Annotated in this window: 38 protein-coding genes; 4 read left to right on the plus strand and 34 right to left on the minus strand. The window is 30.0% G+C overall.

Features of this window, described 5'->3' with window-relative positions:
• Nucleotides 1–114: 114 nt before the first annotated feature.
• Nucleotides 115–1,878: a signal peptide peptidase SppA gene (gene sppA / locus C4S77_RS00615; RefSeq protein ID WP_105245308.1), complete on the minus strand. Its 1,764-nt coding sequence runs from the start codon at nucleotides 1,876–1,878 to the stop codon at nucleotides 115–117.
• Between the two features lie 33 nt (nucleotides 1,879–1,911).
• Here sppA and folK point away from each other — a divergent pair, with 33 nt between their 5' ends.
• The 3 genes from folK to C4S77_RS00630 all read left to right on the plus strand — a co-directional run bounded on the left by folK (nucleotide 1,912) and on the right by C4S77_RS00630 (nucleotide 4,763).
• A complete protein-coding gene (gene folK / locus C4S77_RS00620) occupies nucleotides 1,912–2,322 on the plus strand; it encodes a 2-amino-4-hydroxy-6-hydroxymethyldihydropteridine diphosphokinase (protein WP_105245309.1) in 411 nt (136 codons plus the stop codon).
• Nucleotides 2,323–2,407: 85 nt separating this feature from the next.
• Entirely contained in the window at nucleotides 2,408–3,826 is a 1,419-nt protein-coding gene (locus C4S77_RS00625; RefSeq protein ID WP_105245311.1) for an OmpA family protein, read from the plus strand.
• A gap of 79 nt (nucleotides 3,827–3,905) precedes the next feature.
• Nucleotides 3,906–4,763: an aldo/keto reductase gene (locus tag C4S77_RS00630; protein WP_105245313.1), complete on the plus strand. Its 858-nt coding sequence runs from the start codon at nucleotides 3,906–3,908 to the stop codon at nucleotides 4,761–4,763.
• A gap of 60 nt (nucleotides 4,764–4,823) precedes the next feature.
• Here C4S77_RS00630 and rplQ read toward each other — a convergent pair whose 3' ends face one another.
• From rplQ to rplC, 28 genes are all read right to left on the minus strand, one after another.
• Complete coding sequence (gene rplQ / locus C4S77_RS00635) at nucleotides 4,824–5,336, minus strand: 50S ribosomal protein L17 (protein ID WP_105245315.1); 513 nt, start codon at nucleotides 5,334–5,336, stop codon at nucleotides 4,824–4,826.
• A gap of 9 nt (nucleotides 5,337–5,345) precedes the next feature.
• A complete protein-coding gene (locus tag C4S77_RS00640) occupies nucleotides 5,346–6,338 on the minus strand; it encodes a DNA-directed RNA polymerase subunit alpha (protein WP_105245317.1) in 993 nt (330 codons plus the stop codon).
• 23 nt (nucleotides 6,339–6,361) lie between these two features.
• Nucleotides 6,362–6,973: a 30S ribosomal protein S4 gene (rpsD, locus tag C4S77_RS00645; RefSeq protein ID WP_105193847.1), complete on the minus strand. Its 612-nt coding sequence runs from the start codon at nucleotides 6,971–6,973 to the stop codon at nucleotides 6,362–6,364.
• A gap of 18 nt (nucleotides 6,974–6,991) precedes the next feature.
• Complete coding sequence (gene rpsK, locus C4S77_RS00650; protein WP_105193848.1) at nucleotides 6,992–7,384, minus strand: 30S ribosomal protein S11; 393 nt, start codon at nucleotides 7,382–7,384, stop codon at nucleotides 6,992–6,994.
• Between the two features lie 13 nt (nucleotides 7,385–7,397).
• Nucleotides 7,398–7,775, minus strand: a complete 378-nt coding sequence (rpsM, locus tag C4S77_RS00655; protein ID WP_105193849.1) for a 30S ribosomal protein S13 — start codon at nucleotides 7,773–7,775, stop codon at nucleotides 7,398–7,400.
• A gap of 4 nt (nucleotides 7,776–7,779) precedes the next feature.
• Nucleotides 7,780–7,896 carry a type B 50S ribosomal protein L36 gene (ykgO, locus tag C4S77_RS00660; RefSeq protein WP_105193850.1) on the minus strand — a complete coding sequence of 39 codons (117 nt, stop codon included), beginning with the start codon at nucleotides 7,894–7,896 and terminating at the stop codon, nucleotides 7,780–7,782.
• A gap of 11 nt (nucleotides 7,897–7,907) precedes the next feature.
• Nucleotides 7,908–8,123 carry a translation initiation factor IF-1 gene (gene infA / locus C4S77_RS00665; RefSeq protein ID WP_055425352.1) on the minus strand — a complete coding sequence of 72 codons (216 nt, stop codon included), beginning with the start codon at nucleotides 8,121–8,123 and terminating at the stop codon, nucleotides 7,908–7,910.
• Between the two features lie 6 nt (nucleotides 8,124–8,129).
• Nucleotides 8,130–9,509, minus strand: a complete 1,380-nt coding sequence (secY, locus tag C4S77_RS00670; RefSeq protein WP_105193851.1) for a preprotein translocase subunit SecY — start codon at nucleotides 9,507–9,509, stop codon at nucleotides 8,130–8,132.
• Nucleotides 9,510–9,516: 7 nt separating this feature from the next.
• Nucleotides 9,517–9,966 (minus strand): 50S ribosomal protein L15, encoded by a 450-nt coding sequence (gene rplO / locus C4S77_RS00675; RefSeq protein ID WP_105193852.1) that lies wholly within the window; start codon nucleotides 9,964–9,966, stop codon nucleotides 9,517–9,519.
• Nucleotides 9,967–9,971: 5 nt separating this feature from the next.
• Nucleotides 9,972–10,148 (minus strand): 50S ribosomal protein L30, encoded by a 177-nt coding sequence (gene rpmD / locus C4S77_RS00680; RefSeq protein ID WP_105193853.1) that lies wholly within the window; start codon nucleotides 10,146–10,148, stop codon nucleotides 9,972–9,974.
• A 3-nt stretch (nucleotides 10,149–10,151) separates the two neighbouring features.
• The gene (rpsE, locus tag C4S77_RS00685) at nucleotides 10,152–10,673 is read right to left on the minus strand and encodes a 30S ribosomal protein S5 (protein ID WP_105193854.1); all 522 of its coding nucleotides are present in this window, start codon (nucleotides 10,671–10,673) and stop codon (nucleotides 10,152–10,154) included.
• Nucleotides 10,674–10,685: 12 nt separating this feature from the next.
• Nucleotides 10,686–11,042 (minus strand): 50S ribosomal protein L18, encoded by a 357-nt coding sequence (rplR, locus tag C4S77_RS00690; protein WP_105245319.1) that lies wholly within the window; start codon nucleotides 11,040–11,042, stop codon nucleotides 10,686–10,688.
• Nucleotides 11,043–11,054: 12 nt separating this feature from the next.
• Entirely contained in the window at nucleotides 11,055–11,600 is a 546-nt protein-coding gene (gene rplF / locus C4S77_RS00695) for a 50S ribosomal protein L6 (protein WP_105245321.1), read from the minus strand.
• Nucleotides 11,601–11,612: 12 nt separating this feature from the next.
• Nucleotides 11,613–12,011, minus strand: coding sequence for a 30S ribosomal protein S8 (gene rpsH / locus C4S77_RS00700; protein ID WP_105193857.1), 399 nt, complete (start codon nucleotides 12,009–12,011; stop codon nucleotides 11,613–11,615).
• 65 nt (nucleotides 12,012–12,076) lie between these two features.
• Nucleotides 12,077–12,346, minus strand: a complete 270-nt coding sequence (rpsN, locus tag C4S77_RS00705) for a 30S ribosomal protein S14 (protein WP_105193858.1) — start codon at nucleotides 12,344–12,346, stop codon at nucleotides 12,077–12,079.
• A gap of 8 nt (nucleotides 12,347–12,354) precedes the next feature.
• Nucleotides 12,355–12,906 (minus strand): 50S ribosomal protein L5, encoded by a 552-nt coding sequence (rplE, locus tag C4S77_RS00710; protein ID WP_105193859.1) that lies wholly within the window; start codon nucleotides 12,904–12,906, stop codon nucleotides 12,355–12,357.
• An 11-nt stretch (nucleotides 12,907–12,917) separates the two neighbouring features.
• Complete coding sequence (rplX, locus tag C4S77_RS00715; RefSeq protein ID WP_105193860.1) at nucleotides 12,918–13,232, minus strand: 50S ribosomal protein L24; 315 nt, start codon at nucleotides 13,230–13,232, stop codon at nucleotides 12,918–12,920.
• Nucleotides 13,233–13,247: 15 nt separating this feature from the next.
• Complete coding sequence (rplN, locus tag C4S77_RS00720; RefSeq protein ID WP_105193861.1) at nucleotides 13,248–13,616, minus strand: 50S ribosomal protein L14; 369 nt, start codon at nucleotides 13,614–13,616, stop codon at nucleotides 13,248–13,250.
• Nucleotides 13,617–13,623: 7 nt separating this feature from the next.
• Nucleotides 13,624–13,878, minus strand: a complete 255-nt coding sequence (rpsQ, locus tag C4S77_RS00725) for a 30S ribosomal protein S17 (RefSeq protein ID WP_105193862.1) — start codon at nucleotides 13,876–13,878, stop codon at nucleotides 13,624–13,626.
• 31 nt (nucleotides 13,879–13,909) lie between these two features.
• Nucleotides 13,910–14,086, minus strand: a complete 177-nt coding sequence (gene rpmC, locus C4S77_RS00730; RefSeq protein WP_105193863.1) for a 50S ribosomal protein L29 — start codon at nucleotides 14,084–14,086, stop codon at nucleotides 13,910–13,912.
• Between the two features lie 11 nt (nucleotides 14,087–14,097).
• Complete coding sequence (rplP, locus tag C4S77_RS00735; protein ID WP_105193864.1) at nucleotides 14,098–14,520, minus strand: 50S ribosomal protein L16; 423 nt, start codon at nucleotides 14,518–14,520, stop codon at nucleotides 14,098–14,100.
• 15 nt (nucleotides 14,521–14,535) lie between these two features.
• Nucleotides 14,536–15,231, minus strand: coding sequence for a 30S ribosomal protein S3 (gene rpsC, locus C4S77_RS00740; protein WP_055425367.1), 696 nt, complete (start codon nucleotides 15,229–15,231; stop codon nucleotides 14,536–14,538).
• A 2-nt stretch (nucleotides 15,232–15,233) separates the two neighbouring features.
• Nucleotides 15,234–15,638 carry a 50S ribosomal protein L22 gene (rplV, locus tag C4S77_RS00745; protein WP_105193865.1) on the minus strand — a complete coding sequence of 135 codons (405 nt, stop codon included), beginning with the start codon at nucleotides 15,636–15,638 and terminating at the stop codon, nucleotides 15,234–15,236.
• 10 nt (nucleotides 15,639–15,648) lie between these two features.
• Entirely contained in the window at nucleotides 15,649–15,927 is a 279-nt protein-coding gene (gene rpsS / locus C4S77_RS00750; protein WP_105193866.1) for a 30S ribosomal protein S19, read from the minus strand.
• A gap of 6 nt (nucleotides 15,928–15,933) precedes the next feature.
• Nucleotides 15,934–16,755 (minus strand): 50S ribosomal protein L2, encoded by an 822-nt coding sequence (rplB, locus tag C4S77_RS00755; protein WP_105193867.1) that lies wholly within the window; start codon nucleotides 16,753–16,755, stop codon nucleotides 15,934–15,936.
• Between the two features lie 15 nt (nucleotides 16,756–16,770).
• The gene (gene rplW, locus C4S77_RS00760) at nucleotides 16,771–17,061 is read right to left on the minus strand and encodes a 50S ribosomal protein L23 (protein ID WP_105193868.1); all 291 of its coding nucleotides are present in this window, start codon (nucleotides 17,059–17,061) and stop codon (nucleotides 16,771–16,773) included.
• Between the two features lie 4 nt (nucleotides 17,062–17,065).
• On the minus strand, nucleotides 17,066–17,695 hold the full coding sequence (gene rplD, locus C4S77_RS00765; RefSeq protein ID WP_105245323.1) for a 50S ribosomal protein L4: 630 nt from the start codon (nucleotides 17,693–17,695) through the stop codon (nucleotides 17,066–17,068).
• Nucleotides 17,686–18,309 (minus strand): 50S ribosomal protein L3, encoded by a 624-nt coding sequence (gene rplC, locus C4S77_RS00770; protein ID WP_105193870.1) that lies wholly within the window; start codon nucleotides 18,307–18,309, stop codon nucleotides 17,686–17,688. The genes rplD and rplC overlap by 10 nt, the downstream gene beginning before the upstream one ends.
• Before the next feature lie 236 nt (nucleotides 18,310–18,545).
• Between rplC and C4S77_RS00775 the strand changes: the two genes are divergently transcribed.
• Entirely contained in the window at nucleotides 18,546–19,292 is a 747-nt protein-coding gene (locus tag C4S77_RS00775) for a hypothetical protein (protein ID WP_105245325.1), read from the plus strand.
• Nucleotides 19,293–19,397: 105 nt separating this feature from the next.
• On the opposite strand, the gene C4S77_RS00780 is transcribed toward C4S77_RS00775, so the two are convergent.
• The 5 genes from C4S77_RS00780 to tatA form a co-directional block, all read right to left on the minus strand.
• Nucleotides 19,398–21,512: a prolyl oligopeptidase family serine peptidase gene (locus C4S77_RS00780; RefSeq protein WP_105245327.1), complete on the minus strand. Its 2,115-nt coding sequence runs from the start codon at nucleotides 21,510–21,512 to the stop codon at nucleotides 19,398–19,400.
• An 85-nt stretch (nucleotides 21,513–21,597) separates the two neighbouring features.
• Nucleotides 21,598–22,518 (minus strand): PfkB family carbohydrate kinase, encoded by a 921-nt coding sequence (locus C4S77_RS00785; RefSeq protein ID WP_105245329.1) that lies wholly within the window; start codon nucleotides 22,516–22,518, stop codon nucleotides 21,598–21,600.
• A 314-nt stretch (nucleotides 22,519–22,832) separates the two neighbouring features.
• Complete coding sequence (locus C4S77_RS00790; RefSeq protein ID WP_105245330.1) at nucleotides 22,833–23,762, minus strand: DUF3078 domain-containing protein; 930 nt, start codon at nucleotides 23,760–23,762, stop codon at nucleotides 22,833–22,835.
• 76 nt (nucleotides 23,763–23,838) lie between these two features.
• Entirely contained in the window at nucleotides 23,839–24,444 is a 606-nt protein-coding gene (locus C4S77_RS00795) for a DUF4254 domain-containing protein (RefSeq protein ID WP_105193879.1), read from the minus strand.
• Nucleotides 24,445–24,478: 34 nt separating this feature from the next.
• A complete protein-coding gene (tatA, locus tag C4S77_RS00800) occupies nucleotides 24,479–24,667 on the minus strand; it encodes a twin-arginine translocase TatA/TatE family subunit (RefSeq protein WP_105193880.1) in 189 nt (62 codons plus the stop codon).
• Nucleotides 24,668–24,691 lie beyond the last annotated feature (24 nt).

Below are 24,691 nucleotides of genomic sequence, written 5' to 3' on the forward strand. Positions count from 1 at the left end.
TATTTTTTTAATTAAAAATAATTCACCTTTTAAAAGGTGAATTTATGCAAAGATATAACATCTTATTGAAAAATATATATTAGTTAATATAATTTTAGGTTAAAAGATTGGATATTATTTTATGGATAATTCAAAAGGCATTAAATACAAAATTCCCGTATTTTTATTCATATTTTTTATTTTTTGATATAATTGATAATTATCTTTTCCTAAATCTTTTTTTAATACTTTTTCAACATAACTGCTTTGAATATCATCATCATCATTAGATTCCATTTTATTAAAAAAAGACTCTAAAAAATTTTTTTCTATGGGATATGAAATTGTATTATATTTCTCCAGTTTTGCTTTTTCAGCTGCAAAAACTATCGCATCATTAAAAGTTCCTATTTCATCAACTAATCTTCTATCTAAAGCCTGTTTACCACTCCATACTCTCCCTTGTCCTAAATTATCTACTTGTTCAAAGGTCATTTTACGATTATTCATAACAACACCCACAAATTTTTTATATGTAATTTCTATACCTTGAGTCATAACATCTTTCATTCCTGCAGTCATTCCCTGAGTGGGAGAATAATATAAAGAGTTGGTATTTGTAGTAACATAATCTGTAGTGATTCCTATATTGTTTATTAATTTCTTTACATTAGGTATCATTCCCAACACACCTATAGAACCTGTTATAGTATTTTCTTGAGCATAAATTTTATCTCCTGCCATGGCTATATAATATCCTCCGGATGCAGCCACGTCACCAAATGAAACAATTAACGGCTTTTCCTTTTTAAGCTGTTCTAATTCATATAATATTTCAGCTGAGGCATTCGCACTACCTCCCGGTGAATTTATTCTTAAAACAACTGCTTTAATATTTTCATCTTCTTTTATTTCTTTAATTTGTTTAATAAAAGTCTTAGAATAGACTGCATCATCTCCTTTTCCTGTATATATTTCTCCAACAGCATATAGTATTGCTATTTTATTTTTTGTATTTAAATCCAGATTTAGATTTTCTTTATATTTTGATAAAGTAATTCTATTTATCTTTTTATCTTTAGAAATTCCTAATTTATTTTTGATAATTTGATCATATTCGGACTCATTAAGTAATTTATCTACTAATTTATGCTTTAAAGATAAATTTGAAATAAATCCAAATAAACTGTCCGTAGATATATTAATATCTTGTGTAGATACTTTTCGGGAAACAGCAATATCTGTTGAAATTTTAGTCCATAAATTACCTAAAAGTTCTGTTAATTGTAACCGATTTTCTTCAGAAAGATTATTCCTCAAATAGGGTTCTACAGCAGACTTATATTTTCCATGACGCACTACATCAAAATCAATCCCATATTTTTCTCCTAAATTTTTAAAAAACATAATTTCTGTTGATAAACCGGTTAGCTCTACTATGGCATTAGGATTTAAAAACAAACTATCCGATACTGAGGCTAAGTAATAAGCTTTTTGTGAACAATCATTGCTATAAGCATAAACAAATTTTTTGCTTTCTTTAAAATCTAGTAATGCTTGCCTTATATCAGATATTTCAGAATATCCAACATCCGGGTTAGTTAATTTTAAACTAATCCCTTTTATTTTTTCATCAGTTTTAGCATGCTTAATTAAGTTTAATATATCATTAAGATATAAATTAGTTTTGTCCTCTAGTGAAAATATAGATATTGATTTTTCACTTGGGCTTTCCAAAACAGGTTTATTTAAAGTTATTTCTAAAACAGAATTATCTTCTACTCCAGAGAATAAAGAAGGAATTATTATTCCTAATAAAATTAACCCTATAACAGATATACCTATTAATGATAATATCCCTACAATGGTTGCCATTACCTGAATTGTAAATTTTTTCATTTCTTTGTAATAATTAAATTTTATTATTAGTATATGAATAAAGCTATTTTGTTACTCGGAAGTAATTTAGGAGATAAAATGAAAAACATATCTACCGCTCTATCACTTATTAATGAATCAATTGGATCAATTAAAAAAAAATCTAACATAATAAAAACTTTGCCTGAAGGATATAATTCTTCTAATACCTATTTAAACCTTGGAATTATTATTGAAACTTATTTATCTCCCATGCAATTATTAAAACAATTAAAAAAGATTGAACAAGATTTAGGAAGAATAAGGGATTCTTCTTATTCTGGAACATATGAAGACAGAATTATTGATATTGATATAATTTATTTTAATAACATAATTTATGAATCTAAAAAGCTAGTAATTCCCCATAAAGCTCATACAAAAAAAAGAAGTTTTTCCAAAAAAATAATATATGAGTTAATTTAATTTTTTTTTATTTCAAAAAAAAATAATACTTTTACTCTCTGGATAAAGTTATAAAAATATTTATATTACTAATTAAATAATAGCTATGAATAAAAAATATATTCTATTTGTATTAATAGTTTTTTACGCTCTTAAAGCACAATCTCAAGAAGTAAATAGTAGTGATTTCTCTGAGGATTATGTAAAATTTACTAACGATCAAAAGCAATTTAATGATTGGTCTGTTTCCATATTTGGAGGTATTCCATGGCTTCAAGCAGCTGACTTTACATCTATTGATAATGGTATGTCCGGATCTTGGAGAGTTGGTTATGATTTTCAAGCTTCCATTAATAAACAAATTTCTCATGTATTTGGATTAAGTTTATTAGGACAGTTTGGTGAATCTAGGCAGGGATATGGTAATGACCAAATTGATGCAAAAACAAAATACTTTGGAATTACACTATTGGGAGATTTAAATGTTTCTTCACTTTTTAGACGTATTGATAATAGGTCTCCATATAGATGGTCAGCTCATGTTTATGCAGGTGCTGGAACCATCCAATATAAAGCATACAGAAAAGATATGACTTTAGGAGAAACAAAATATACTAAAACTGCTGATGAAGATATGGGTGTTGGATCTTTATTCGCACAAGTTGGAGGAGGTTTGGTATATAAAATAAATAACAAATGGGATGCTATTTTCAAAGCTATGTATGTGGTAACTGGAGATGAACAATTTGATGGTTCTGGAAAAACTGGCCATTATACTGAATTTCATTCCGGAGGAAGCTCAGATAATTTTATAACTACTTCTTTAGGGGTTACATATAAAATTGGTAAACATAATGAATTTCTAGGTTGGGTTGATCCATTAAGAGAAATATTTACAAAAATTAATGATAATGCGAATAATCAGTTAGAAGTTTGTGTATTTGGAGATAAAGATGATGATGGTGTTTGTGATGACTGGGATCGTGAATTAGACACTCCTAAAGGAGCACGAGTTGACGGTTCTGGTAGAGCCTTAGATGTTGATATGGATGGAATTATAGATCTATATGATAAATGTCCTACCTTCCCAGGAAAAGCGAATACAGAAAACCCTGAACTAAACGGATGTCCAGAAGCTAAAGAAGTTCCCGATGTTGTTAATAATATTATAGCTACTATGGGGGGAATCCAATTTAATTTAGATTCAGATAAAATTTTACTAGAATCTCAACCTATATTAGATAATGTGGCTGATATAATCAAAAATTATGGTAAAGACACCCGATTTTTAGTGGAAGGTCACACAGATGCTAGAGGAAATGATGCATACAATTTCAGCTTATCTAAAAGACGTGTAACTTCTGTTATAAAATATCTTGTATCCAAAGGAGTTACCCCTTATCAATTAACTGGAAAAGGTTTAGGATTCTCTGATCCAAAATATCCGGAATGTAAACCAGCCAATAAGTGTCCGGAATGGAAAAATAGAGAAAATAGAAGAGTTATATTTAAGTTACTAGACTAAAAATAATATAAAAAAAAATAAAAATACCTCTCATAAATGAGAGGTATTTTTATTTTTATAACTTTATAAAAAATAAATTATGAAACCAGACTTAGTTATTAGTACTATGAATTGGGGAACTAATGGCAAAAATTTCTCAATTGATCAATCGGCAGATCTAATTAAAGAATGCTATAATGAAAATCTTTTAAAATTTGATTTGGTTAACATTAGTGGTGATTATAGCGTTGAGAACTTATTTGGAAATGCTTTACAAAAAACAGGTATAAATAGAGATAACATTAAAATATCAACAAAATGTGGAATCCTTTATCATCAATCGGGGGTTAATAATAAAATCAAAACTTATAATACTTCAAAAAAAAATATTATTACAACTGTAGATAATACACTTCAAAATTTGAAAACAAATTATATTGACGTACTTTTTATACAAGGACAAGATTATTTAATAAACCTTGAAGAATTAGGTACTACTTTTACTGAACTGAAACTAAGTGGAAAAGTGAAATATTTTGGAGTAAGTAATTTTTCAACATTTGCTTTCGATGCTCTTAATAAAAAAATACCATTAATAACTAATCAGATAGAATTTTCTTTAATAAAGCCTTTAGCCTTATTTAATGAAACCCTATTACAATTGGGTTACCTTAATAAAAAAACTCAAATCTACTCACCTTTGGGCAATTATTTTTCCAATAAAACAAATTCAAATCAAAAATTAAACGAAGCACTAGCAATAATGGCAAAAAAATATGATGCCTCAATTAGTCAAATTTTATTAGCCTGGACATTAAAACCTCCCTATAAAATTACTCCAATTTTAGGAAGTACAAATATTGAAAGAATAAAGTTACAAAGTAAGGCATTTAATATTAAACTTAGCCATGAGGACTGGTATAAATTATTAAAATTATCTACAGAAAAAACGTTTTAAACTAAAAAAACAACTCAAATAAATTTGAGTTGTTTTTTTAGTTTATTTAAATATTTTTCTTTATTGAACTTCTTTTCCTTCTGATGAATCATCATCATTTTGAGTTTCTTCATTTTCTAAAGGTGCTTTATCAACTACCTGATCAACTTTTTTTGTTGTAGTGCGTCGACTTCTCCTTGTAGTTTTCTTTACAGAATCTTTTGATGTATACAATTCATTAAAATCTACTAATTCAATTAATGCAGTATCTGCTGCATCTCCTAAACGAAATCCAGTTTTAATTATTCTAGCATATCCTCCATTTCTTGAAGAAATTTTAGGCGCAACTGTTCTGAAAAGTTCAGTTACCGCTTCCTTATTTTGTAAATAACTAAAAACGATCCTTCGGTTATGAGTTGTATCTTCTTTAGATTTAGTTAAGAGAGGCTCAATATATGTTCTTAAGGCTTTAGCCTTAGCTACTGTTGTATTTATTCTTTTATGTAATATAAGAGATGAAGCCATATTTGAAAGCATAGCTTTTCTATGTGAGGCTGTTCTCCCTAAATGATTAAACTTTTTACCGTGTCTCATGATTTCTTATTATTCTGCGTCTAATTTATATTTTGAAACATCTAACCCAAAAGTAAGATTTTTTGAATATACTAAATCTTCTAATTCTGTTAGAGATTTTTTACCAAAGTTTCTAAACTTCATTAAATCTGATTTTGTAAAAGAAACTAACTCTCCTAAAGTTTCTACTTCAGCTGCTTTTAAACAATTTAAAGCTCTAACAGATAAATCCATATCTACTAATTTGGTTTTCAGTAATTGCCTCATATGAAGCGCTTCTTCGTCATAAGTATCTGTAGAAGCTACTACATCAGCTTCAAGAGTAATTCTCTCATCAGAAAATAACATAAAATGATGAATTAATATCTTAGCTGCTTCAGTCAAAGCTTCTTGAGGTGTTATAGAACCATCAGTCTGAATATCTAAAACCAATTTTTCATAATCTGTTCTTTGTTCTACACGATAATCTTCTACACTATAACTTACATTTCTAATTGGTGTATATATAGAATCAATAGCAATAGTGCCTACCGGCGTATGATTTGATTTATTTTGTTCTGCAGGAACATATCCTCTACCCTTATCTATAGTAAAAGTTATATTTAGATTAACAGATTTATCCATATGGCAAATTACCAAATCAGGATTTAGCACTTGATAAGATGATATAAATTTACCCAATTCACCTGCTGTTAATTCTGTTTTTCCTGAAACCTGAACAGTTACAGCTTCATTTCCTCCCTTATTAATTTGATTTTTAAACCTAACTTTTTTCAGATTTAAAATGATTTCAGTAACATCTTCAATAACACCAGGAATAGTAGAAAATTCATGATCCACTCCTTCTATCTTTATAGATGTTATTGCATAACCTTCTAATGATGATAGCAAAACTCGTCTTAAAGAATTACCTACAGTCAATCCAAATCCAGGCTCTAAAGGCCTGAATTCGAATTGTCCTCTAAAATCATCAGATTCAATTAAAATAACCTTATCAGGTTTTATAAAGTTTAAAATTGCCATATAAATTTTAGCTAATTTTTAAATTATTTAGAATATAATTCGACTATCAATTGTTCTTTGATATCTTCAGGAATTTGAATTCTCTCAGGTAAAACTTTAAATTCACCTGTAAGTTTTTCATCATTCCACACTAACCATTCATAGGATTTATGAGAATTATTAACTAAAGCATCTTTAATTACTTGTAATGATTTAGATTTTTCTCTTACCCCAACAACATCTCCCGGCTTCAATAAGTAAGAAGGAATATTAACTATTTCTCCGTTTACGGTAATGTGTTTATGAGAAACTAATTGACGAGCACCTGCTCTAGAATTAGATAACCCCATTCTATAGGTTACATTATCTAGCCGAGATTCACAAAGTTGTAATAATACTTCACCAGTGATTCCCTTATTTCTTTGTGCTTTATCAAATAAATTAGCAAACTGTCTTTCTAAAATACCATAAGTATATTTAGCTTTTTGTTTTTCTGCTAACTGAATTGCATATTCAGATTTTTTAGCACCTCTTCTTTTATTCGGACCATGTTGTCCTGGAGGAAATTTTCTTCTTTCAAAATACTTATCTTCTCCATAAATAGCCTGTCCGAATTTTCGAGCTATTTTCGTTTTTGGACCAATATATCTTGCCATTTTTTAATTTAATAATTATTAAACTCTTCTTCTTTTAGGGGGTCTACATCCATTGTGAGGAATTGGAGTAACATCTATAATTTCACTTACTTCAATACCTGAATTATGTATGGTACGTATAGCAGATTCTCTTCCTGCACCCGGACCTTTCACAAAAACTTTCACTCTTCTTAACCCTAATTCATACGCTGTCTGGGAACAATTCTCAGCAGCCATTTGAGCAGCATATGGAGTGTTTTTTTTAGACCCTTTAAAGCCCATCTTTCCTGCAGAAGCCCAAGAAATTACCTCTCCGTTTTTATTGGTTAAAGAAATAATTATATTATTAAAGGAAGCTTGAATATGTGCTTCTCCTACTGCTTCAATTTTAACTTTTCTTTTCTTAGTTGTTTTTGATGCTGTCTTTGCCATTGGTTACTATTTATTATTTAGTGGCTTTTTTCTTATTAGCTACTGTTTTTCTCTTACCTTTTCTTGTACGTGAATTATTTTTAGTTCTTTGCCCTCTTAAAGGTAATCCTAAACGATGTCTAATTCCTCTCTGACATCCTATATCCATTAAACGTTTAATATTTAATTGAATTTCAGAACGTAATTCGCCTTCAACTTTTACATTTTCAGAAATAAACTTTCTAATATTATTAATATCATCATCATTCCATTCTGAAACTTTTTTGTCTTCACTAATTCCTGCATCTTTTAAAACTTTTGCTGCAGTACTTTTTCCAATACCGTAAATATAGGTAAGTCCAATAACTCCTCTTTTATTTTTTGGTAAATCTACACCGGAAATTCTAGCCATAGTATTAACCTTGTCTTTGTTTAAATTTAGGATTCTTTTTGTTTATGATATACAGACGTCCTTTACGTCTTACAATTTTGCAATCTGAACTTCTTTTTTTAAGTGATGCTCTTATTTTCATTTCTTTTTTTTTTAATATCTGAAAGTGATTCTGCCTTTAGATAAATCATAAGGTGACATTTCAAGTCTTACTTTATCTCCAGGTAATAATTTAATATAATGCATTCTCATTTTTCCTGAGATATGTGCAGTTAAAATGTGTCCGTTCTCTAATTCTACTCGGAACATTGCATTAGATAATGCTTCAATAATTGTTCCGTCTTGCTCTATATGCTTTTGTTTTGCCATATATAATTAATGAGGATTTCTACTTAATCTTGACTGCATTAAACCATCATAATGATGATTTAACAGATATGTATTGATTTGTTGTACTGTATCTAATAAAACTCCTACCATAATTAATAACGAAGTTCCTCCAAAAAATAAAGCAAAACTATCTGTTGCCGTAAGACCGATAATTTTAACAATTGCTGGAAGAATTGCTATTAAAGCTAAATAAATAGCTCCAGGAAGTGTTATTTTAGATAAAACATCATCTAAATAATCAGCAGTTTCTTGACCAGGTTTTACCCTAGGTATTAATCCTCCATTCCTTTTTAAATCATCTGCCATTTGATTTACAGGGATGGTAATTGCTGTGTAAAAAAAGGTGAAAACAATTATTAATATAGCAAACAGAGTATTATATTGCCAACTAAAAACCTGACTAAAGCCTGCCCAGAAGGTATTATTGGTAGTATCAGATTTAACAATTAATCCTGGAATAAACATTAATGCTTGAGCAAATATAATTGGCATAACACCAGCTGCATTTACTTTTAAAGGAATATATTGTCTAGCAGCATTGGTTATGGATCGTAAAGACCCTGACTTGGTTCTACTTACATATTGAACTGGAACTTTTCTCACAGCTACAGTTAACATAATACATAGAATAATTACGAATAACCATACCAGTACTTCAACTAAAATCATAATTAATCCCTTACCTGTATCTCCCATTTGAATTCCAACTTCTTTTACAAACGCTGTCGGAAAACCAGCTAAAATACCTACCATAATTAAGATAGATATTCCATTTCCTATTCCTTTATCTGTAATTTTTTCACCCATCCACATCGCAAATATAGTACCTGATATTAATATAATAATACTTGGAACCCAAAATAGCATTACACTATGAGGATCTACTAAATAAGCACTTCTAAACTGTTCATAAGGTAAAAAAACTTGTGTTATAGAAGTTAAATAGGCGGGAGCCTGAATCAAACATATAATGATAGTCAACCATCTGGTTATTTGATTTACAGTTTTACGACCACTTTCTCCCTCTTTTTGTAATTTTTGAATATATGGAATTGCTAACCCCATTAACTGAACAACAATAGATGCAGATATATAAGGCATAATACCTAAAGCAAATATAGAAGCTTTACTAAAAGCTCCTCCTGTAAATGAAGATAATAACCCTAACAATCCTGTAGCTTGTTGGTTACCTCCATTATTTTTATAAATATCAAGAATATTATCTACTTCTACCATATTAATTGAAGGTAAAGGAACATGAGTTCCAAACCTATATACTAATATTAAAGCAAAAGTAAAGATAAGTTTTTCTCTTAATTCTTTAATGCTCCAGATATTTTTTAATGTCTGTATAAATGCTTTCATGTTACTTTTATAAGGTGTTAGCCTGTCCTCCTCCTTTTTCTATAGCTTCTTTTGCAGAAGCCGTAAATTTATCTACTGTAATATTAATAGATGATTTAAGTTCACCTCTTCCTAATATTTTTATTAAATCATTTTTAGATGCTAAACCATTCTGAACTAATATTTCTTTAGTTATATCTCCAGTAATTTTTTTTGTGTCTATTAAATTCTGAAGAGTATCTAAATTTATACCTATATATTCTTTTCTATTAATATTTTTAAATCCAAATTTAGGAATTCTTCTTTGTAAAGGCATTTGTCCACCTTCAAAACCTATTTTGTCTTTATGTCCTGATCGTGATTTATCTCCTTTATGTCCTTTAGTAGATGTTCCTCCTTTTCCGCTTCCTTGTCCTCTACCTAACCTTTTACTATTATGTGTAGATCCTTTTGCTGGCTTTAAAGTATGTAAATTCATTTTTATTATTCTTCAACAGTTACTAAATGTTTTACTACTGCAACCATACCTAAAATTTGAGGGGTTGCTTCATGTTCAACAGTTTTATTTAACTTTGTTAAACCTAAAGATTCTAATGTTAATTTTTGATTTTTAGGTCGTTTAATTGAACTTCTTTTTAAGGTTATTTTAATCTTAGCCATTTTTTATCCTTTGAATACTTTAGATAGTGAAACTCCTCTTTGTATAGCAATTGTTTCTGCACTTCTTAAATTTAAAAGAGCCTTAACAGTTGCTTTAACAACATTATGCGGATTAGAAGATCCTTTTGATTTGGAAAGAACGTCTTTAATCCCTGCAGATTCAAGCACTGCACGTACAGCTCCACCTGCGATTAATCCTGTTCCGTGAGATGCCGGACGGATAAAAACATTAGCACCTCCATAACTTGCTGATTGTTCATGTGGAAGCGAACCGTTTAATACAGGAACTCTTACCAAATTCTTTTTTGCATCTTCAATAGCTTTTGAGATAGCACTGGCAACTTCTTTAGATTTACCTAAACCAAAGCCAACCACACCTTTTTCATCACCTACTACAACAATAGCAGAAAATCCAAAAGCACGTCCTCCTTTAGTTACTTTAGTTACTCTTTGTACTCCGATTAATCGATCTACTAATTCTAAACCTCCAGGTTTTACTCTTTCAATATTTTTTATTCCTAACATAATTCTGATGTATTAAAATTTTAAACCTGCTTCTCTAGCACCATCTGCTAGAGCTTTAACTCTACCATGATAAACAAAACCATTTCTATCGAATACTACAGTTTCTATTCCTGTTGCTTTTGCTCTTTCTGCAATTTTTTTACCTACAATTGTAGAGATTTCAGATTTAGTACCATTAAGACTGACTACTTCTTTCTCACGCGAAGATGCGAAAGCTAAGGTTTTGCCAGTAGTATCATCTATAAGTTGAGCGTAAATATCTTTATTACTTCTATATACAGATAAACGAGGTTTAGAAGCAGATCCAAAAATATTTTTACGTACTCTTCTTTTTACTCTTATTCTTTTTTCTTCTTTAGTTAATGCCATAACTTAATTTTTTTATGCGGATTTACCGGCTTTTCTTCTAATTTGTTCACCTACAAATCTTACACCTTTTCCTTTGTATGGTTCTGGTTTACGAAGTGATCTAATTTTAGCACATACCATACCCAACAAATATTTATCATGCGAAGATAAGGTAATTATTGGATTTTTTCCTTTTTCTGTTAAAGTTTCTACTTTTACTTCTTTAGGTACTTCTAAAACTACTAAATGGGAAAAACCTAAGGCTAATTCTAATTTTTGTCCTTGGTTTGAAGCTCTGTAACCTACACCAACTAATTCTAATTTTTTTGTAAATCCTTCAGAAACACCTATAATCATATTATTTACTAAAGCTCTGTATAATCCATGTAAAGCTTTATGTTCTTTGTTATCTGAAGGTCTTTCAATAGTAATTTGTGAGTTTTCTATATTTAAAGTAATTCCTCCAGTAAGTTGTTGTTTAAGCTCGCCGTTTTTTCCTTTTACAGTCACAAGATTGTTATTATATTCAACTGTTGTTCCTGTAGGTATATTTATAATAGATTTTCCTATTCTTGACATTTCTTCAATTTTTTAATAAACATAACATATAACTTCTCCTCCTACATTTTCCTGACGTGCTTTTTTATCGGTCATTACACCTTTAGAAGTTGAAATAATAGCAATACCTAAACCATTTAATACTCTTGGAAGATCTTTTGAACCTGAATATTTTCTCAATCCTGGTTTTGAAGCTCTCTGTATATTTTTGATAGCAGGAAGATTAGTAAATTTATCGTATTTCAAAGCTATCTTGATAATACCTTGTACTGTTCCTTCTTCAAACTTATAATTAAGGATATATCCTTGATCAAAAAGAATTTTAGTAATTTCTTTTTTTATTTTAGATGCAGGAATTTCTACTACTTTATGTCCTGCCATCATTGCATTTCTTATTCTTGTTAAATAATCTGCGATTGGATCTGTTACCATATTTTTTTTAATTTTAGAGTATAGAATAATAAGATTCTACTTTTAAAATTCATATTTTATTTCTATTACCAACTAGCCTTTTTAACTCCTGGTATTAACCCTTCATTTGCCATTTCTCTAAAGGTAACTCTAGAAATTCCAAAAACTCTCATATATCCTCTTGGTCTTCCGGTAAGTTTACATCTATTATGCAATCTTACAGGAGAAGAATTTTTAGGTAATTTCTGAAGAGCTTCATAATCTCCAGCTTCTTTTAAAGCTTTTCTTTTGGCGGCATATTTAGCAGCTAATGCTTCTCTTTTGCGCTCACGCGCTTTCATTGATTCTTTTGCCATATTCTTGTTTAGTTCTTTTTAAATGGTAAACCAAAATGAGTTAAAAGTGCTTTTGCTTCTTTATCAGTTTTTGCACTAGTTACAAAAGTAATATCCATTCCTTGAATTTTTTTTACTTTATCAATATCTATTTCAGGAAATATAATTTGTTCTGTGATTCCTAAATTATAATTTCCTCTACCATCGAATCCGTCTGCTTTAATTCCATTAAAATCACGTACACGAGGTAGTGCAGAAGAAACTAATCGATCTAAAAATTCATACATTTTATCTCCTCTTAAAGTAACCATTGCACCGATAGGCATACCTTTTCTTAGTTTGAATCCGGCTTCATCTTTTTTTGATAAGCAGGCTACTGCTTTTTGACCAGCTATTAATGATATTTCATCAACTGCATAATCAACGATTTTTTTATCGGCAGTAGCAGAACCTAAACCTTGGCTAATTACTATTTTTTGTAATTTAGGTACCTGCATCACAGATTTATATCCAAATTCTTCTCTAAGTGCAGAGATAATTTTATCTTTATATAATTTTTTGGGTCTTGCTATATATTGCATAATTTCCTTTTTTAAATTGCCTGTCCTGATTTAGTTGCAACTCTTACTTTCGTATCTCCTTCTATTTTATAACTAATACGTGTAGGTTTTCCTGTTTTAGGATCTAATAGACCTAAATTAGATATGTGAATAGTAGCTTCTTTTTCAATAATACTACCTTGAGGACTTTCTGCAGAAGGTTTTTTATGTTTTTTAACTATATTAACTCCTTCTACTATAGCTCTATTTTTATCAGGATATACGACTAATACCTGTCCTTGCTTTCCTTTATAAGCTCCTGCAAGAACCTGAACTTTATCTCCTTTTTTAATTTTTATTTTTGCCATTTTCTTAATCTTTGCTTATAATACCTCAGGAGCTAATGAAATTATTTTCATATACTCTTTATCTCTTAATTCTCTAGCAACCGGCCCAAAAACACGGGTTCCTCTCATTTCTCCTGCAGCGTTCAGTAAAACACAAGCATTATCTTCAAAACTAATATAAGAACCATCTTTTCTTCTTACCGCTTTTTTAGTTCTTACAACAACAGCTTTTGATACCTGTCCTTTTTTTGCATTTCCAGATGGAGTTGCATCTTTAATCGTTACAACAATTTTATCACCTACTGATGCATATCTTCTTCTTGAGCCACCTAATACTTTAATAACCAAAGCTTCTTTTGCTCCTGTATTATCTGCCACTTTTAATCTTGATTCTGTTTGTAACATAACTGTATTATTTTGCTCTTTCTAATATTTCTATTAATCTCCATCTTTTATTTTTGCTCAATGGACGAGTTTCCATAATGCGAACGGTATCTCCTTCGTTGCATTCATTCTTTTCATCGTGAGCTGTATATTTTTTAGTTTTCATAATAAACTTTCCATACATGGGATGTTTTATTCTTGAAACTTCACTAACAACAATTGTTTTATTCATTTTGTTACTAGATACTACTCCGATCCTTTCTTTTCTTAAATTTCTTTCCATATTTGAAATTAACTTCTTTTCGGATATTTTATTATTTAAGGGCTGTCGCCAACCTTGCTATTGTTTTCCTTAATTCTCGTAATTGAATTGGATTTTCAATTGGAGATATTTTATGTGACATTTTTAGCTTTGCGTACTCTATTTTTTTTTCAGCTAATTTTGCTTTTACTTCTTCCTGATTTAAATTTTTAATATCTATTGCTTTCATTGATCTTAATTTTAGGATTGTACAAAATCATTTGCAACAACAAACTTAGTTTTAACAGGAAGCTTTTGAGCAGCTAAACGTAATGCTTCTTTAGCGACATCATAAGGAACTCCTCCTACTTCAAATAGAATTCTTCCTGGAGTTACTCTCGCCACCCAATATTCAACAGCACCTTTACCTTTACCCATACGTACTTCGGCTGGTTTTTTTGTAATAGGCTTATCTGGAAATATTTTTATCCATAACTGACCTTCTCTTTTCATATAACGAGTCGCAGCTATACGAGCTGCTTCTATTTGTCTTGCAGTAATGAATACTGAATCTAACGCTTTTATTCCGAAGGTTCCGTATGCTAGTTGGTTTCCTCTGTAAGAAAGACCTTTCATTCGGCCTTTCTGCATTTTACGGAACTTTGTTCTTTTTGGTTGTAACATAATTACCTAAGATATTTATCTTCTTTCTTTAACTTTTCTTTTTTGAGTCTTTTTTTGAAGACCTACTAATGGAGATAATTCTCTCTTACCATATACTTCACCTTTCATAATCCATACTTTTACACCTAAACGGCCATAAGTGGTATGGGCTTCGGCAATGTAATAATCAATATCTGCACGGAAAGTAGATAATGGAATTCTTCCTTCTTTAAAAGATTCAGATCTTGCCATTTCAGCTCCGTTTAAACGTCCAGAAATCATAATTTTAATACCTTCTGCATTCATTCTCATTGTAGAAGCTATCGCCATTTTTACTGCCCTTCTATAGGAAATACGACTTTCTATTTGACGAGCTACACTTTCTGCTACTAATTTAGCATCCAGTTCTGGGCGTTTAATTTCAAATATGTTAATTTGAATTTCTTTTTTCGTAATCTTTTTTAACTCTTCTTTTAGTTTATCTACTTCTTGTCCTCCTTTACCGATAATAATTCCCGGACGCGCAGTGGTAATTGTAATGGTAACTAATTTTAGAGTTCTTTCGATGTAAATTCTGGAAACACCTGCTTTTGATAAACGAGCTTCTAAATATCTTCTTATTTTGTAATCTTCTGCTATTTTATCTCCAAAGTTTTTTCCACCATACCAATTAGAATCCCAACCACGGATGATACCTAATCTATTACCTATTGGATTTGTCTTTTGTCCCATAATTAATTTACTTCGTTTTTATTCCCTAAAATAATTGTTACGTGATTAGATCTTTTTCTAATTCTATAGCCTCTACCTTGAGGGGCAGGACGTAATCTTTTTAACATAGCGCCACCATCTACGAAGATTTCTTTTACAAATAGTTTTGCTTCTTCAACATCTTTCCCTTCATTTTTTACCTGCCAATTTGAAATTGCACTTAATAAAAGTTTTTCTAATCTGATAGATGCTTCTTTTTTGGAATATTTTAAAATATATAATGCTTTATCAACGTCAACTCCTCTAATGATATCAGCCACTAATCTCATTTTTCTTGGAGAGGTAGGACAATTATTCAGACGAGCAATAGCTAAGTCTTTTTTAGCTTCTTTACGTGCTATTGCACTATTTTGTTTTCTGTTACCCATTGCTTACTGTTTATCTGTTGCCTTTATTTTTATTTCCTGCATGACCTCTAAATACACGTGTAGGAGCAAATTCTCCTAATTTATGTCCAACCATATTTTCAGTTACATATACTGGAATAAATTGTTTTCCATTATGAACTGCAAAAGTTTGCCCAACAAAATCCGGAGAAATCATTGAGGCTCTTGACCAAGTTTTTATTACTACCTTTTTTCCTGATTCTACATTTGCTTGGACTTTTTTATTTAATTTATAGTGAATGTAAGGTCCTTTTTTTAACGAACGTGCCATATCAGATTATTTTCTTTTTTGTAAAATATAACGATTCGATTCTTTCTTTTTTGAACGAGTCTTGTATCCTTTTGCAGGCATACCTTTTCTAGATCTAGGATGTCCTCCGGTAGATCTACCTTCTCCACCTCCCATTGGATGGTCTACAGGGTTCATTGCTACTGGTCTTGTTCTTGGTCTTCTTCCTAACCATCTGCTTCTACCCGCTTTTCCAGATACGATTAGCTGATGATCAGAATTGGAAATTGAACCAATTGTTGCCATACATTCTACTAAAATCATACGTGTTTCTCCTGATGGCATTTTAAGAACGGCATATTTACCATCCCTTGCAATCAATTGAGCACTGGTTCCTGCACTTCTTGCCATTTTAGCTCCTTGTCCCGGACGCAATTCTATACAAGAAATAACAGTACCTAAAGGTATGTTCTTTAATTTCATTGCATTACCTATTTCTGGAGGTGTGGTTTCTCCTGAAATAAGTTTTTGCCCAACCTTTATTCCGTGCGGGGCTACAATATAGCGTTTTTCACCATCAGCATATACCAATAATGCGATAAATGCCGTTCTGTTTGGATCATATTCTACTGACTTTACAGTAGCCGGAACGCCAAACTTATTTCTTTTGAAATCGATTTCTCTAAATCGTTTCTTGTGTCCACCTCCGGTATAACGCATAGTCATTTTTCCGGTATTATTTCTACCTCCTGACTTAGAAATTCCTCTTAAAAGAGATTTTTCTGGTTTTGAAGTAGTAATTTCTTCAAAATTGTTAACAATTCTGAATCTTTGTCCGGGGGTGATAGGTTTTAATTTTCTTACCGACATGATTCTTTTTAATAATTATATAGTTCCAAATACATCAATGGTCTGACCTTCTTTTATGTCTACCATTGCTTTTTTTAACTTATTTGATTTTCCTACCTGCAAACCTGATTTAGTAAATTTTGTTTTTACTTCCGGAGCAGAAATCAAAGTATTTACTTTCACAACTTTTACTCCATATGTTTGCTCTATAGCATGTTTAATTTCTGATTTATTCGCTTTGGTATTAACTAAAAACGTATAGCGATTTTTAGTTTCTGAAAGTGAATTTGCTTTTTCCGATATAACAGGTCTTATTAATATAGACATGATTCTATTTTCTTAAATTTTCTTGAATTTTTTCTATTGAGCCTTCAAATAAAACTACTTCATTTGCTTTCAAAACATCATAACTGCTTATTTCGCTATATTCTAGCACTTTAGCATCCTGTAAATTTCGAGATGACAAATATACAAATTTATTTGGCTCACCTAATATGAACAAAGTCTTTTTATTAGCTAATCCTAAATTATTAACCACCTGAATAAAATCTTTTGTTTTAGGGGCTTCAAATTTAAAATCTTCAACAACTTTTAGATTATTTTCTTTAAGCTTCTGACTAAATACAGATTTTTTCGCTAATCTTTTTAGCGATTTATTTAATTTAAACCTATAATCTCGGGGTTTAGGCCCAAACACTCTTGCACCGCCTTTAAACAATGGGTTTTTTATATCTCCTTTACGAGACCCTCCGGTACCTTTCTGACGATGAAGTTTACGCGTAGAACCGCTTATTTCTGATCTTTCTTTGGATTTATGCGTTCCTTGTCTTTGTGCTGCTAAATATTGTTTTACTTCTAAATAAACTACATGCTCATTAGGTTCTATTCCAAATATAGCATCATCTAAAGAAACTTTCCTTCCTGTTTCTTTCCCGCTTTTATCTAGTACTATTAATTCCATCTTCTTATAATTACATATGAATTTTTAGGACCAGGAACCGCACCTTTTACTATTAAAAGATTTTTTTCTTCGTCCACTTTTATTACTTGCAGATTTTGAACTGTAACTTGGTTACCCCCCATTCTTCCAGCCATTCTCATTCCTTTAAATACCCTGGATGGATCTGACCCCGCTCCGATAGAACCAGGCGCTCTTAATCGATTATGCTGACCGTGTGTTGACTGCATAACACCTCCAAAACCGTGTCTTTTAACCACCCCTTGAAATCCTTTTCCTTTAGAAGTTCCTGTTACATCTACATACTCTCCTTCTGAGAATAGTTTTACTGTTATTTCATCTCCTAATTTCAAATCATGAAATCCATGATTAAACTCCACTATTTTTCTTTTGGGAGTAGAACCTGCTTTTTTGAAATGACCTGCCAATGCTTTTCCTACATTCTTGTCACTTCTGTCATCGAAACCGACCTGAACGGCAAAGTAGCCGTCTTTTTCTACGGTTCTGACCTGTAAAACCGAACATGGACCTGCTTGTATAACGGTACATGGGATGTTTTTCCCTTGTTCGTCAAATAAACTGGTCATACCGATTTTTTTTCCAATAATTCCTGACATTTCTGTTATTTATAATTTTTTCGGATTGCAAAAGTATAAAAAAAATCCTAATATTTTAACATTCTGATTCAAAATTTTTTATATTTTATGGATTATTTCATTTTTCTCTATTTTAAGGAAATAGGAAAATACGTATTTGGATCGAAAAAAACCATTAACAGCAACATATGTTATATGTTTTTTATAAATTTACAACAATAATGATATGCTTATTAAATATTAAAAAATAAAATACTATGAAAACAAAAATCTTAATTTTATTCATATTATGTCTTTTATTTTCAAATTGTAATGATGACAATAATACTATAGAAAATGAAACTCCTAATATTGAGAATAAACTAATAAAAAAAATTTCTATTAAATCAATAGGTAAATATGAAAATAACTTTTCATATTTTGAATTTTTTTATACAAATGGAAAGGTATCTGAAGTTCTAGAAAATGGTACTGAAAAAAATATTTTAGAGTATGAGGGAGATAAAGTGGTAAAACTTTCCAGCTATAGTTCTGATAATTCATTACTTTCTTATGTTATTTATTCTTATGAAGGCAATAAGTTTTCCTCACAACTCTATAATAAAAATGGACAAGCGGAAGATAAATTTGACTTTTTTATTAATAAAAATCAAGAATTATATAAAATGGTATACATGGATTGTGATGAATATAACTATATATATAATAATGGAAATATATCCACTGAAACAATAAATGATAAAAAGAAATTAATAAGTTATGATAATAAATTTAACCCTTTTACTAATTATAATATTTATTTTAGAATTATTTATGATGGCTATCTATATCATACCTTATCAAAAAATAACCCTATTAAAACTGAGTTATTTTGGAACAAAACTTCATCAACTCCCAATATTAGCTTATATGAAATAGTTTATGATAAAGATAACTATCCTATAGAAGTTACTGAGAAATATAATGATGGAATTACTGAATATTATTTTGAATATACAAAATAAGCTTTGAATTTTTCTCCTCAAACAACAACTCTACTGAACAAACAAAATATCAGAAGTTAAATTATAATATAACTTCTGATATTTTATATTTAAATTAGAAAAATATTATTTCAGCTCTCTGATTCCAAAATTATAAAGGGCAAAAGAAAATTTATCAGCTGTTTCTTCTATAATTAAATCAGTAGGCTTTCCTGCTCCATGCCCTGCACGGGTTTCAATACGTATTAAGACCGGATTGGAACAGTCTTGTTTTGCCTGCAATTCGGCTGCAAATTTATAGGAATGTGAGGGCACTACTCTGTCATCGTGATCTCCAGTAGTTATTAAGGTTGCAGGATAGCATGTTCCTTTCTTTACATTATGCACCGGAGAATAAGATTTCAAATATTCAAACATTTCTTTATTGTCGTCTGCTGTTCCATAATCATATGCCCAACCTGCTCCGGCAGTAAAGGTATGATAACGTAACATATCTAATACCCCAACGGCCGGCAAAGCTACCTTAGCAAGATCCGGACGAATAGTCATGACTGCTCCGACTAATAATCCTCCATTGGAACCACCTGACAAAGCCATATATCCTGATGATGTATAATTATTGGATATAAGATACTCTCCTGCAGCTATAAAGTCTTCAAATACATTTTTCTTATTCAGTTGTGTGCCTGCATCATGCCATTTTCTGCCATATTCTCCACCTCCTCTCAAATTAGCTACTGCATATATACCTCCGTTTAACAACCATATCGCATTGGAAACGGAAAAAGTTGGGAGTAAGCTTATTTCAAAGCCACCATAGCCATATAATATGGTTGGATTTTTTCCATCTAATTTCAACCCTTTTTTGTAAGTGATGGTCATAGGAATTTTTGTTCCGTCTTTAGAAGTATAAAAAACCTGTTTACTTTCAAAATCTTTAGGGTTAAAGTTAATTATTGGTTTTCTGTAAAGTTCTGATTTCCCTGTTTCCGTGTTGAGTTTAAAAATAGTGGACGGATATATATAGCTGGTAAACGAGTAATAAATTTCTTTTTGATTATTTTTTCCTGAAAAGCCGGTCGCCTGGCCTAATCCCGGTAATTGAATAGTACGAAGTATTTTACCACTCAGATCATACTGTTTTACTTCGGTGTGTACATCTACAATATATTTCGCAAATAAAGTTTTATTAGCCGTTGTTACTTGCAATACAGAATTTATTTCCGGAATTACGATTTTTAAATCAAGAATTTTATTGCCAATATGTGATGAATGTAATTTTACTAATTTTTGATTAGGAGCATCTTGATTTGTTTGTATATATATCCAGTCTCCTTCTGTAGTTACTACATTATAAGTGTTGGAAAACCCGGTTATAACAGGTATTATCTTATTGAAATTTTTGAAATCCTGAATATATAGTTCATTCCCTGATGTAGAATTTGCGGCTGTAATTACTAGATATCTTTGATCTTCTGTAATGGTTGCACTAATGTATCTTCTTGGAATTTCATTTCCACCAAAAATAATTTTATCTTGAAACTGTGATTCTCTTATATCATGAAAATAAAGTTTATGATGCTCTGTTTTCCCCGATAGTGAACTTCCTTCTTTGGGCTTATCATAACTGGAATAATAAAAACCCTCATTAGCTTTCCATGCTATATTAGAAAATTTTACATCACTTAATGTCTCTCCTATTTGCTTTTTTGTCCTGGTATCCCATACAACAACCTTCCTCCAGTCTGATCCTCCTTCTGAAACCTGATATGCTACAAGACTTCCATCTTTACTAAAAGATATTTCACCTAATGAAGATGTTCCGTCTTCAGAAAATTTATTCGGATCTAAAAATATTTCTTCAGGTCCTCCCTTGGTTAATTTTCTATATAAAACAGATTGTGACTGTAATCCATTATTTCTGAAATAGTAAGTATAGTCTCCACTTTCAAAAGGAGCCGAAACTCTTTCATAGTTCCAAAGCTTTGTAAGTTGATCTCTTAGCTGACTTTTATATGGGATTTTATTTAAATATTCAAAAGTTACGGTATTCTGTTCTTTTACCCATTTCTGGGTTTTGGGGGATTGATCATCTTCCAACCACTTATAAGGGGAAGGTATTTTTTCTCCAAAATACTCATCTGTTATATTTTGTTTTTCTGTTTCAGGGTATTTCATATTTTGTGCATTTATTAAAAATGTTGAAACCAAACCTATGGTTATAAATTTTGCATTTATCATAAATTGTTTTTTTATAAAGTATAAATTTACAAAAAGCCTTTAATTAAGTAATTAAAGGCTTTTCTCATAATTTTTTCTATATTTTTTAAATTATATAATTATATTCTGTTAAATTTTTAAATTCTTCTAATCTTGATTTATATTCTTGTGAGGTTAATTCCTGTAATTTTTCTGTACCAAATTTTTCTACAGTAAATGAGGCTAAGGCACTTCCTACTATTATGGCTTTTTTTAATCCTTCAAAAGAAAGATCTCCTGTTTGAGTTAAATAACCTGCGAAACCTCCGGCAAAAGTATCCCCTGCTCCTGTTGGATCAAAAACATCTTCTAAAGGTAAAGCCGGGGCAAAAAATACTTGTTTTTTATTAAATAATAATGCTCCGTGTTCTCCTTTTTTAATAACTACTACTTCAGGACCCATCTCTTGAATTTTTTGTGCTGCTTTAACTAAACTAAACTCTCCAGATAACTGACGAGCTTCTGCATCATTTATAGTAATTACATCTACTTTTGATATTACTTGCATTAAAAGATCCCAGGTAGAATTCATCCAAAAATCCATAGTATCTAGAATAGTCAGTTCAGGTTTTTTTTTCATTTGATTTAATACAGATAACTGAACTGCCGGATGTAAATTTCCTAGCATAAGAATTTCGGAATCTTTTTGGCTTTCAGGAATTACAGGGTCGAAGTTTTCCAGAACATTGAGTTCTGTTGCCAATGAATCTCTATTATTCATATCTATATGATATTTTCCTGCCCAAAAAAATGTTTTACCCTCTTTTATCTCTTTTATTCCTTCAATACCTATTTTATTTTTTTGAAAAACCTCTATATATTCTTGAGGAAAATCTCCTCCTATTACAGAAACAATATTAACCTGAGCTCCTAATTTTGAAGCTGCTAATCCTATATAAGTAGCTGCTCCTCCTAAAATTTTATCTGTTTTACCAAATGGTGTCTCTATTGCATCAAAAGCAACTGTGCCGACAGTCAACAATTTCATAATTATTATCTTTAAAACAAAAACAGTTGCAAATATAGGCGTAATTGAAAGATGTAAAAAAGAATTTTTATATAAAATTCATTTTTTATTGAAGATTTTTTTATAAATTAAATCTATGCCATTAACAATATAAACTTAAAATTATTCTAAAAAATTAATTTTGGATAATCAAATTTTCAATTTTTTATAAAATCTTGTATTCTTAATTTACTATTAAGAAGCTTTTATTAGATTATTTGTTTTTATAATTAATTTATTGAAGTTATTTATTATTAAATATTTGAATATATAAAAACTATTGGCAAATAATAAAATTAGGATTTATCCTTGTTTGTATTTTTAAAGGCATATGTAAATCCAATTCCTAAAGTTTGTTTAATTTGCATTTTTTTTAGCTGATCATGATCATATAGCGCATTAAATGAAAGAATCGCTGAAACGTAATCATTTACTTTCATGTCAAAAATGGTATTAAAATTCATATCGATTCTTTCTGTATGGGAAAGATAATTGGTAAAGAAGTTTAAATCACTTTTCCAGGTTATATTTTTCATAATCTCCAATTCGTATTTAATTCCTATATAAGCACCTAATTCCAAATATTCAGAATCTCCATCATTACGCAAACCAAAATTTCCTTTTTTCTGTAATTTTTTATCTAAAACAAAGGTAGTTTTAGAGGTTATAGGATATAATGATAACTGAAATTTACCTTGAGGTTTATATTCAAAACCAACACCTAAAGTAAAATAGCCCGGAGCCATAAATGCAGACCTTCGGTCTTTAGGTGTGTAATTGGGGTAAGTATTATAATCATACCCATTGGCTATTTGAGTCTGTAAAGACATAGCTATACTTCCATACCAATGGTTACTAATCTCATTTCCATAGGTAGATGATATAAAAACATTATCATCTGTTTTTTTCGGTTTCTCACCTTCATTACTTAATTGCCCATAAGCTATACTAACTTTATTATTCCAAATATGCTTCCCTTTTTTGTAATTAAATTCATAATTAGTTTTTACATTCACCCCAAAAGAATTTGTTCCACCTGCTACCCAATTTGAAAAAGCATTTTGAGATAATGACAATGAATTTCTCCCTAAAACCTCCCAATTACTTATTTTTTTTGCTGAAAGTGTATCTTTTATTTCTGTAGAGGGTTTGTCTACTTTTTCTTGAGAAAAGAGAATTAAAAAATTAAACAAAAATAGATATAAAAAAACTATTTTTCTTGCCATTTTGATATAAAGTTAATGAGTAGGAATTTACAATATATTATATTATCTAAACACACCTTTTGAAATTAAATCCTATTTATTTATTATTATATAAAACCGGATTTAATTCTTTATCATTATACATTTTCATTTGTTTATAAACCTTCATAAATTTATTACCTGATTGGTAATCTTGCAATAATTCTTCTATCGCGGTAGAAAGGTCTTTGTGTTGGTCTAATAAAATTTTTAATTTAGCCCTACATTTTTCTTGATGTTCAATTGAACTATCTTTTCTGTCAACTTCTATTTGCATATGATAAATTTTTAATGCTAAAATAGAGAGTCTATCAATAGCCCAAGCAGGACTTTCTGTATTTATCTTTGCATCAGGCCTTATTTTAACTTCTTTATATTTATTTAAAAACCAACTATCTAAATTTTCAACCCTATCTGTTCTTTCTTGATTAGATTTATCGATCCATCTTTTTAATTTTAAAGCTTCTGCCGGATCTATATTTTCATCTCTGATTATATCTTCTAAATGCCATTGTACAGTGTCTATCCAATTTTTTAAATAAAGAAGATGCTCTATTTCACCTTTAGGATAGGGATTATTTATAGATTGAAAAATATTATCTTGAATATGATAATCTTGAATACTTTGATTAAAAATTTCCCAAGCTTTTTCTGTAAATTTCATTAATGATAATTTAGTAATAAATTAAAAGTAGTTTTTATTCTTCTTTATTAGATGAGGATTGGGAAGAATTATCTTTTTTATCTTCAGATTTAGTAGCATCTTTAAATTCCCTTAATCCCGTTCCTAATCCTTTCATTAATTCCGGAATTTTTTTTCCTCCAAACAATAATAAAACCACTACTAAAATGATTACTATTGACATTGGATGCTCAAATAACCTCATATTCCTCTTTTTTTAATATTGACA

The organism is Apibacter adventoris (genome assembly GCF_002964975.1).
GTDB lineage: Bacteria > Bacteroidota > Bacteroidia > Flavobacteriales > Weeksellaceae > Apibacter > Apibacter adventoris.

Excerpts from the sequence above, each read along its gene's own strand:
- sppA (WP_105245308.1), bottom strand. The coding sequence starts at position 1,878 with ATGAAAAAATTTACAATTCAGGTAATGGCAACCATTGTAGGGATATTA.
- folK (WP_105245309.1), top strand. The coding sequence starts at position 1,912 with ATGAATAAAGCTATTTTGTTACTCGGAAGTAATTTAGGAGATAAAATG.
- C4S77_RS00625 (WP_105245311.1), top strand. The coding sequence starts at position 2,408 with ATGAATAAAAAATATATTCTATTTGTATTAATAGTTTTTTACGCTCTT.
- C4S77_RS00630 (WP_105245313.1), top strand. The coding sequence starts at position 3,906 with ATGAAACCAGACTTAGTTATTAGTACTATGAATTGGGGAACTAATGGC.
- rplQ (WP_105245315.1), bottom strand. The coding sequence starts at position 5,336 with ATGAGACACGGTAAAAAGTTTAATCATTTAGGGAGAACAGCCTCACAT.
- C4S77_RS00640 (WP_105245317.1), bottom strand. The coding sequence starts at position 6,338 with ATGGCAATTTTAAACTTTATAAAACCTGATAAGGTTATTTTAATTGAA.
- rpsD (WP_105193847.1), bottom strand. The coding sequence starts at position 6,973 with ATGGCAAGATATATTGGTCCAAAAACGAAAATAGCTCGAAAATTCGGA.
- rpsK (WP_105193848.1), bottom strand. The coding sequence starts at position 7,384 with ATGGCAAAGACAGCATCAAAAACAACTAAGAAAAGAAAAGTTAAAATT.
- rpsM (WP_105193849.1), bottom strand. The coding sequence starts at position 7,775 with ATGGCTAGAATTTCCGGTGTAGATTTACCAAAAAATAAAAGAGGAGTT.
- ykgO (WP_105193850.1), bottom strand. The coding sequence starts at position 7,896 with ATGAAAATAAGAGCATCACTTAAAAAAAGAAGTTCAGATTGCAAAATT.
- infA (WP_055425352.1), bottom strand. The coding sequence starts at position 8,123 with ATGGCAAAACAAAAGCATATAGAGCAAGACGGAACAATTATTGAAGCA.
- secY (WP_105193851.1), bottom strand. The coding sequence starts at position 9,509 with ATGAAAGCATTTATACAGACATTAAAAAATATCTGGAGCATTAAAGAA.
- rplO (WP_105193852.1), bottom strand. The coding sequence starts at position 9,966 with ATGAATTTACATACTTTAAAGCCAGCAAAAGGATCTACACATAATAGT.
- rpmD (WP_105193853.1), bottom strand. The coding sequence starts at position 10,148 with ATGGCTAAGATTAAAATAACCTTAAAAAGAAGTTCAATTAAACGACCT.
- rpsE (WP_105193854.1), bottom strand. The coding sequence starts at position 10,673 with ATGTTAGGAATAAAAAATATTGAAAGAGTAAAACCTGGAGGTTTAGAA.
- rplR (WP_105245319.1), bottom strand. The coding sequence starts at position 11,042 with ATGGCATTAACTAAAGAAGAAAAAAGAATAAGAGTAAAAAGAAGAGTA.
- rplF (WP_105245321.1), bottom strand. The coding sequence starts at position 11,600 with ATGTCAAGAATAGGAAAATCTATTATAAATATACCTACAGGAACAACA.
- rpsH (WP_105193857.1), bottom strand. The coding sequence starts at position 12,011 with ATGGTAACAGATCCAATCGCAGATTATTTAACAAGAATAAGAAATGCA.
- rpsN (WP_105193858.1), bottom strand. The coding sequence starts at position 12,346 with ATGGCAAAAGAATCAATGAAAGCGCGTGAGCGCAAAAGAGAAGCATTA.
- rplE (WP_105193859.1), bottom strand. The coding sequence starts at position 12,906 with ATGCAATATATAGCAAGACCCAAAAAATTATATAAAGATAAAATTATC.
- rplX (WP_105193860.1), bottom strand. The coding sequence starts at position 13,232 with ATGGCAAAAATAAAAATTAAAAAAGGAGATAAAGTTCAGGTTCTTGCA.
- rplN (WP_105193861.1), bottom strand. The coding sequence starts at position 13,616 with ATGTTACAAACAGAATCAAGATTAAAAGTGGCAGATAATACAGGAGCA.
- rpsQ (WP_105193862.1), bottom strand. The coding sequence starts at position 13,878 with ATGGAAAGAAATTTAAGAAAAGAAAGGATCGGAGTAGTATCTAGTAAC.
- rpmC (WP_105193863.1), bottom strand. The coding sequence starts at position 14,086 with ATGAAAGCAATAGATATTAAAAATTTAAATCAGGAAGAAGTAAAAGCA.
- rplP (WP_105193864.1), bottom strand. The coding sequence starts at position 14,520 with ATGTTACAACCAAAAAGAACAAAGTTCCGTAAAATGCAGAAAGGCCGA.
- rpsC (WP_055425367.1), bottom strand. The coding sequence starts at position 15,231 with ATGGGACAAAAGACAAATCCAATAGGTAATAGATTAGGTATCATCCGT.
- rplV (WP_105193865.1), bottom strand. The coding sequence starts at position 15,638 with ATGGGTAACAGAAAACAAAATAGTGCAATAGCACGTAAAGAAGCTAAA.
- rpsS (WP_105193866.1), bottom strand. The coding sequence starts at position 15,927 with ATGGCACGTTCGTTAAAAAAAGGACCTTACATTCACTATAAATTAAAT.
- rplB (WP_105193867.1), bottom strand. The coding sequence starts at position 16,755 with ATGTCGGTAAGAAAATTAAAACCTATCACCCCCGGACAAAGATTCAGA.
- rplW (WP_105193868.1), bottom strand. The coding sequence starts at position 17,061 with ATGTCTATATTAATAAGACCTGTTATATCGGAAAAAGCAAATTCACTT.
- rplD (WP_105245323.1), bottom strand. The coding sequence starts at position 17,695 with ATGGAATTAATAGTACTAGATAAAAGCGGGAAAGAAACAGGAAGGAAA.
- rplC (WP_105193870.1), bottom strand. The coding sequence starts at position 18,309 with ATGTCAGGAATTATTGGAAAAAAAATCGGTATGACCAGTTTATTTGAC.
- C4S77_RS00775 (WP_105245325.1), top strand. The coding sequence starts at position 18,546 with ATGAAAACAAAAATCTTAATTTTATTCATATTATGTCTTTTATTTTCA.
- C4S77_RS00780 (WP_105245327.1), bottom strand. The coding sequence starts at position 21,512 with ATGATAAATGCAAAATTTATAACCATAGGTTTGGTTTCAACATTTTTA.
- C4S77_RS00785 (WP_105245329.1), bottom strand. The coding sequence starts at position 22,518 with ATGAAATTGTTGACTGTCGGCACAGTTGCTTTTGATGCAATAGAGACA.
- C4S77_RS00790 (WP_105245330.1), bottom strand. The coding sequence starts at position 23,762 with ATGGCAAGAAAAATAGTTTTTTTATATCTATTTTTGTTTAATTTTTTA.
- C4S77_RS00795 (WP_105193879.1), bottom strand. The coding sequence starts at position 24,444 with ATGAAATTTACAGAAAAAGCTTGGGAAATTTTTAATCAAAGTATTCAA.
- tatA (WP_105193880.1), bottom strand. The coding sequence starts at position 24,667 with ATGAGGTTATTTGAGCATCCAATGTCAATAGTAATCATTTTAGTAGTG.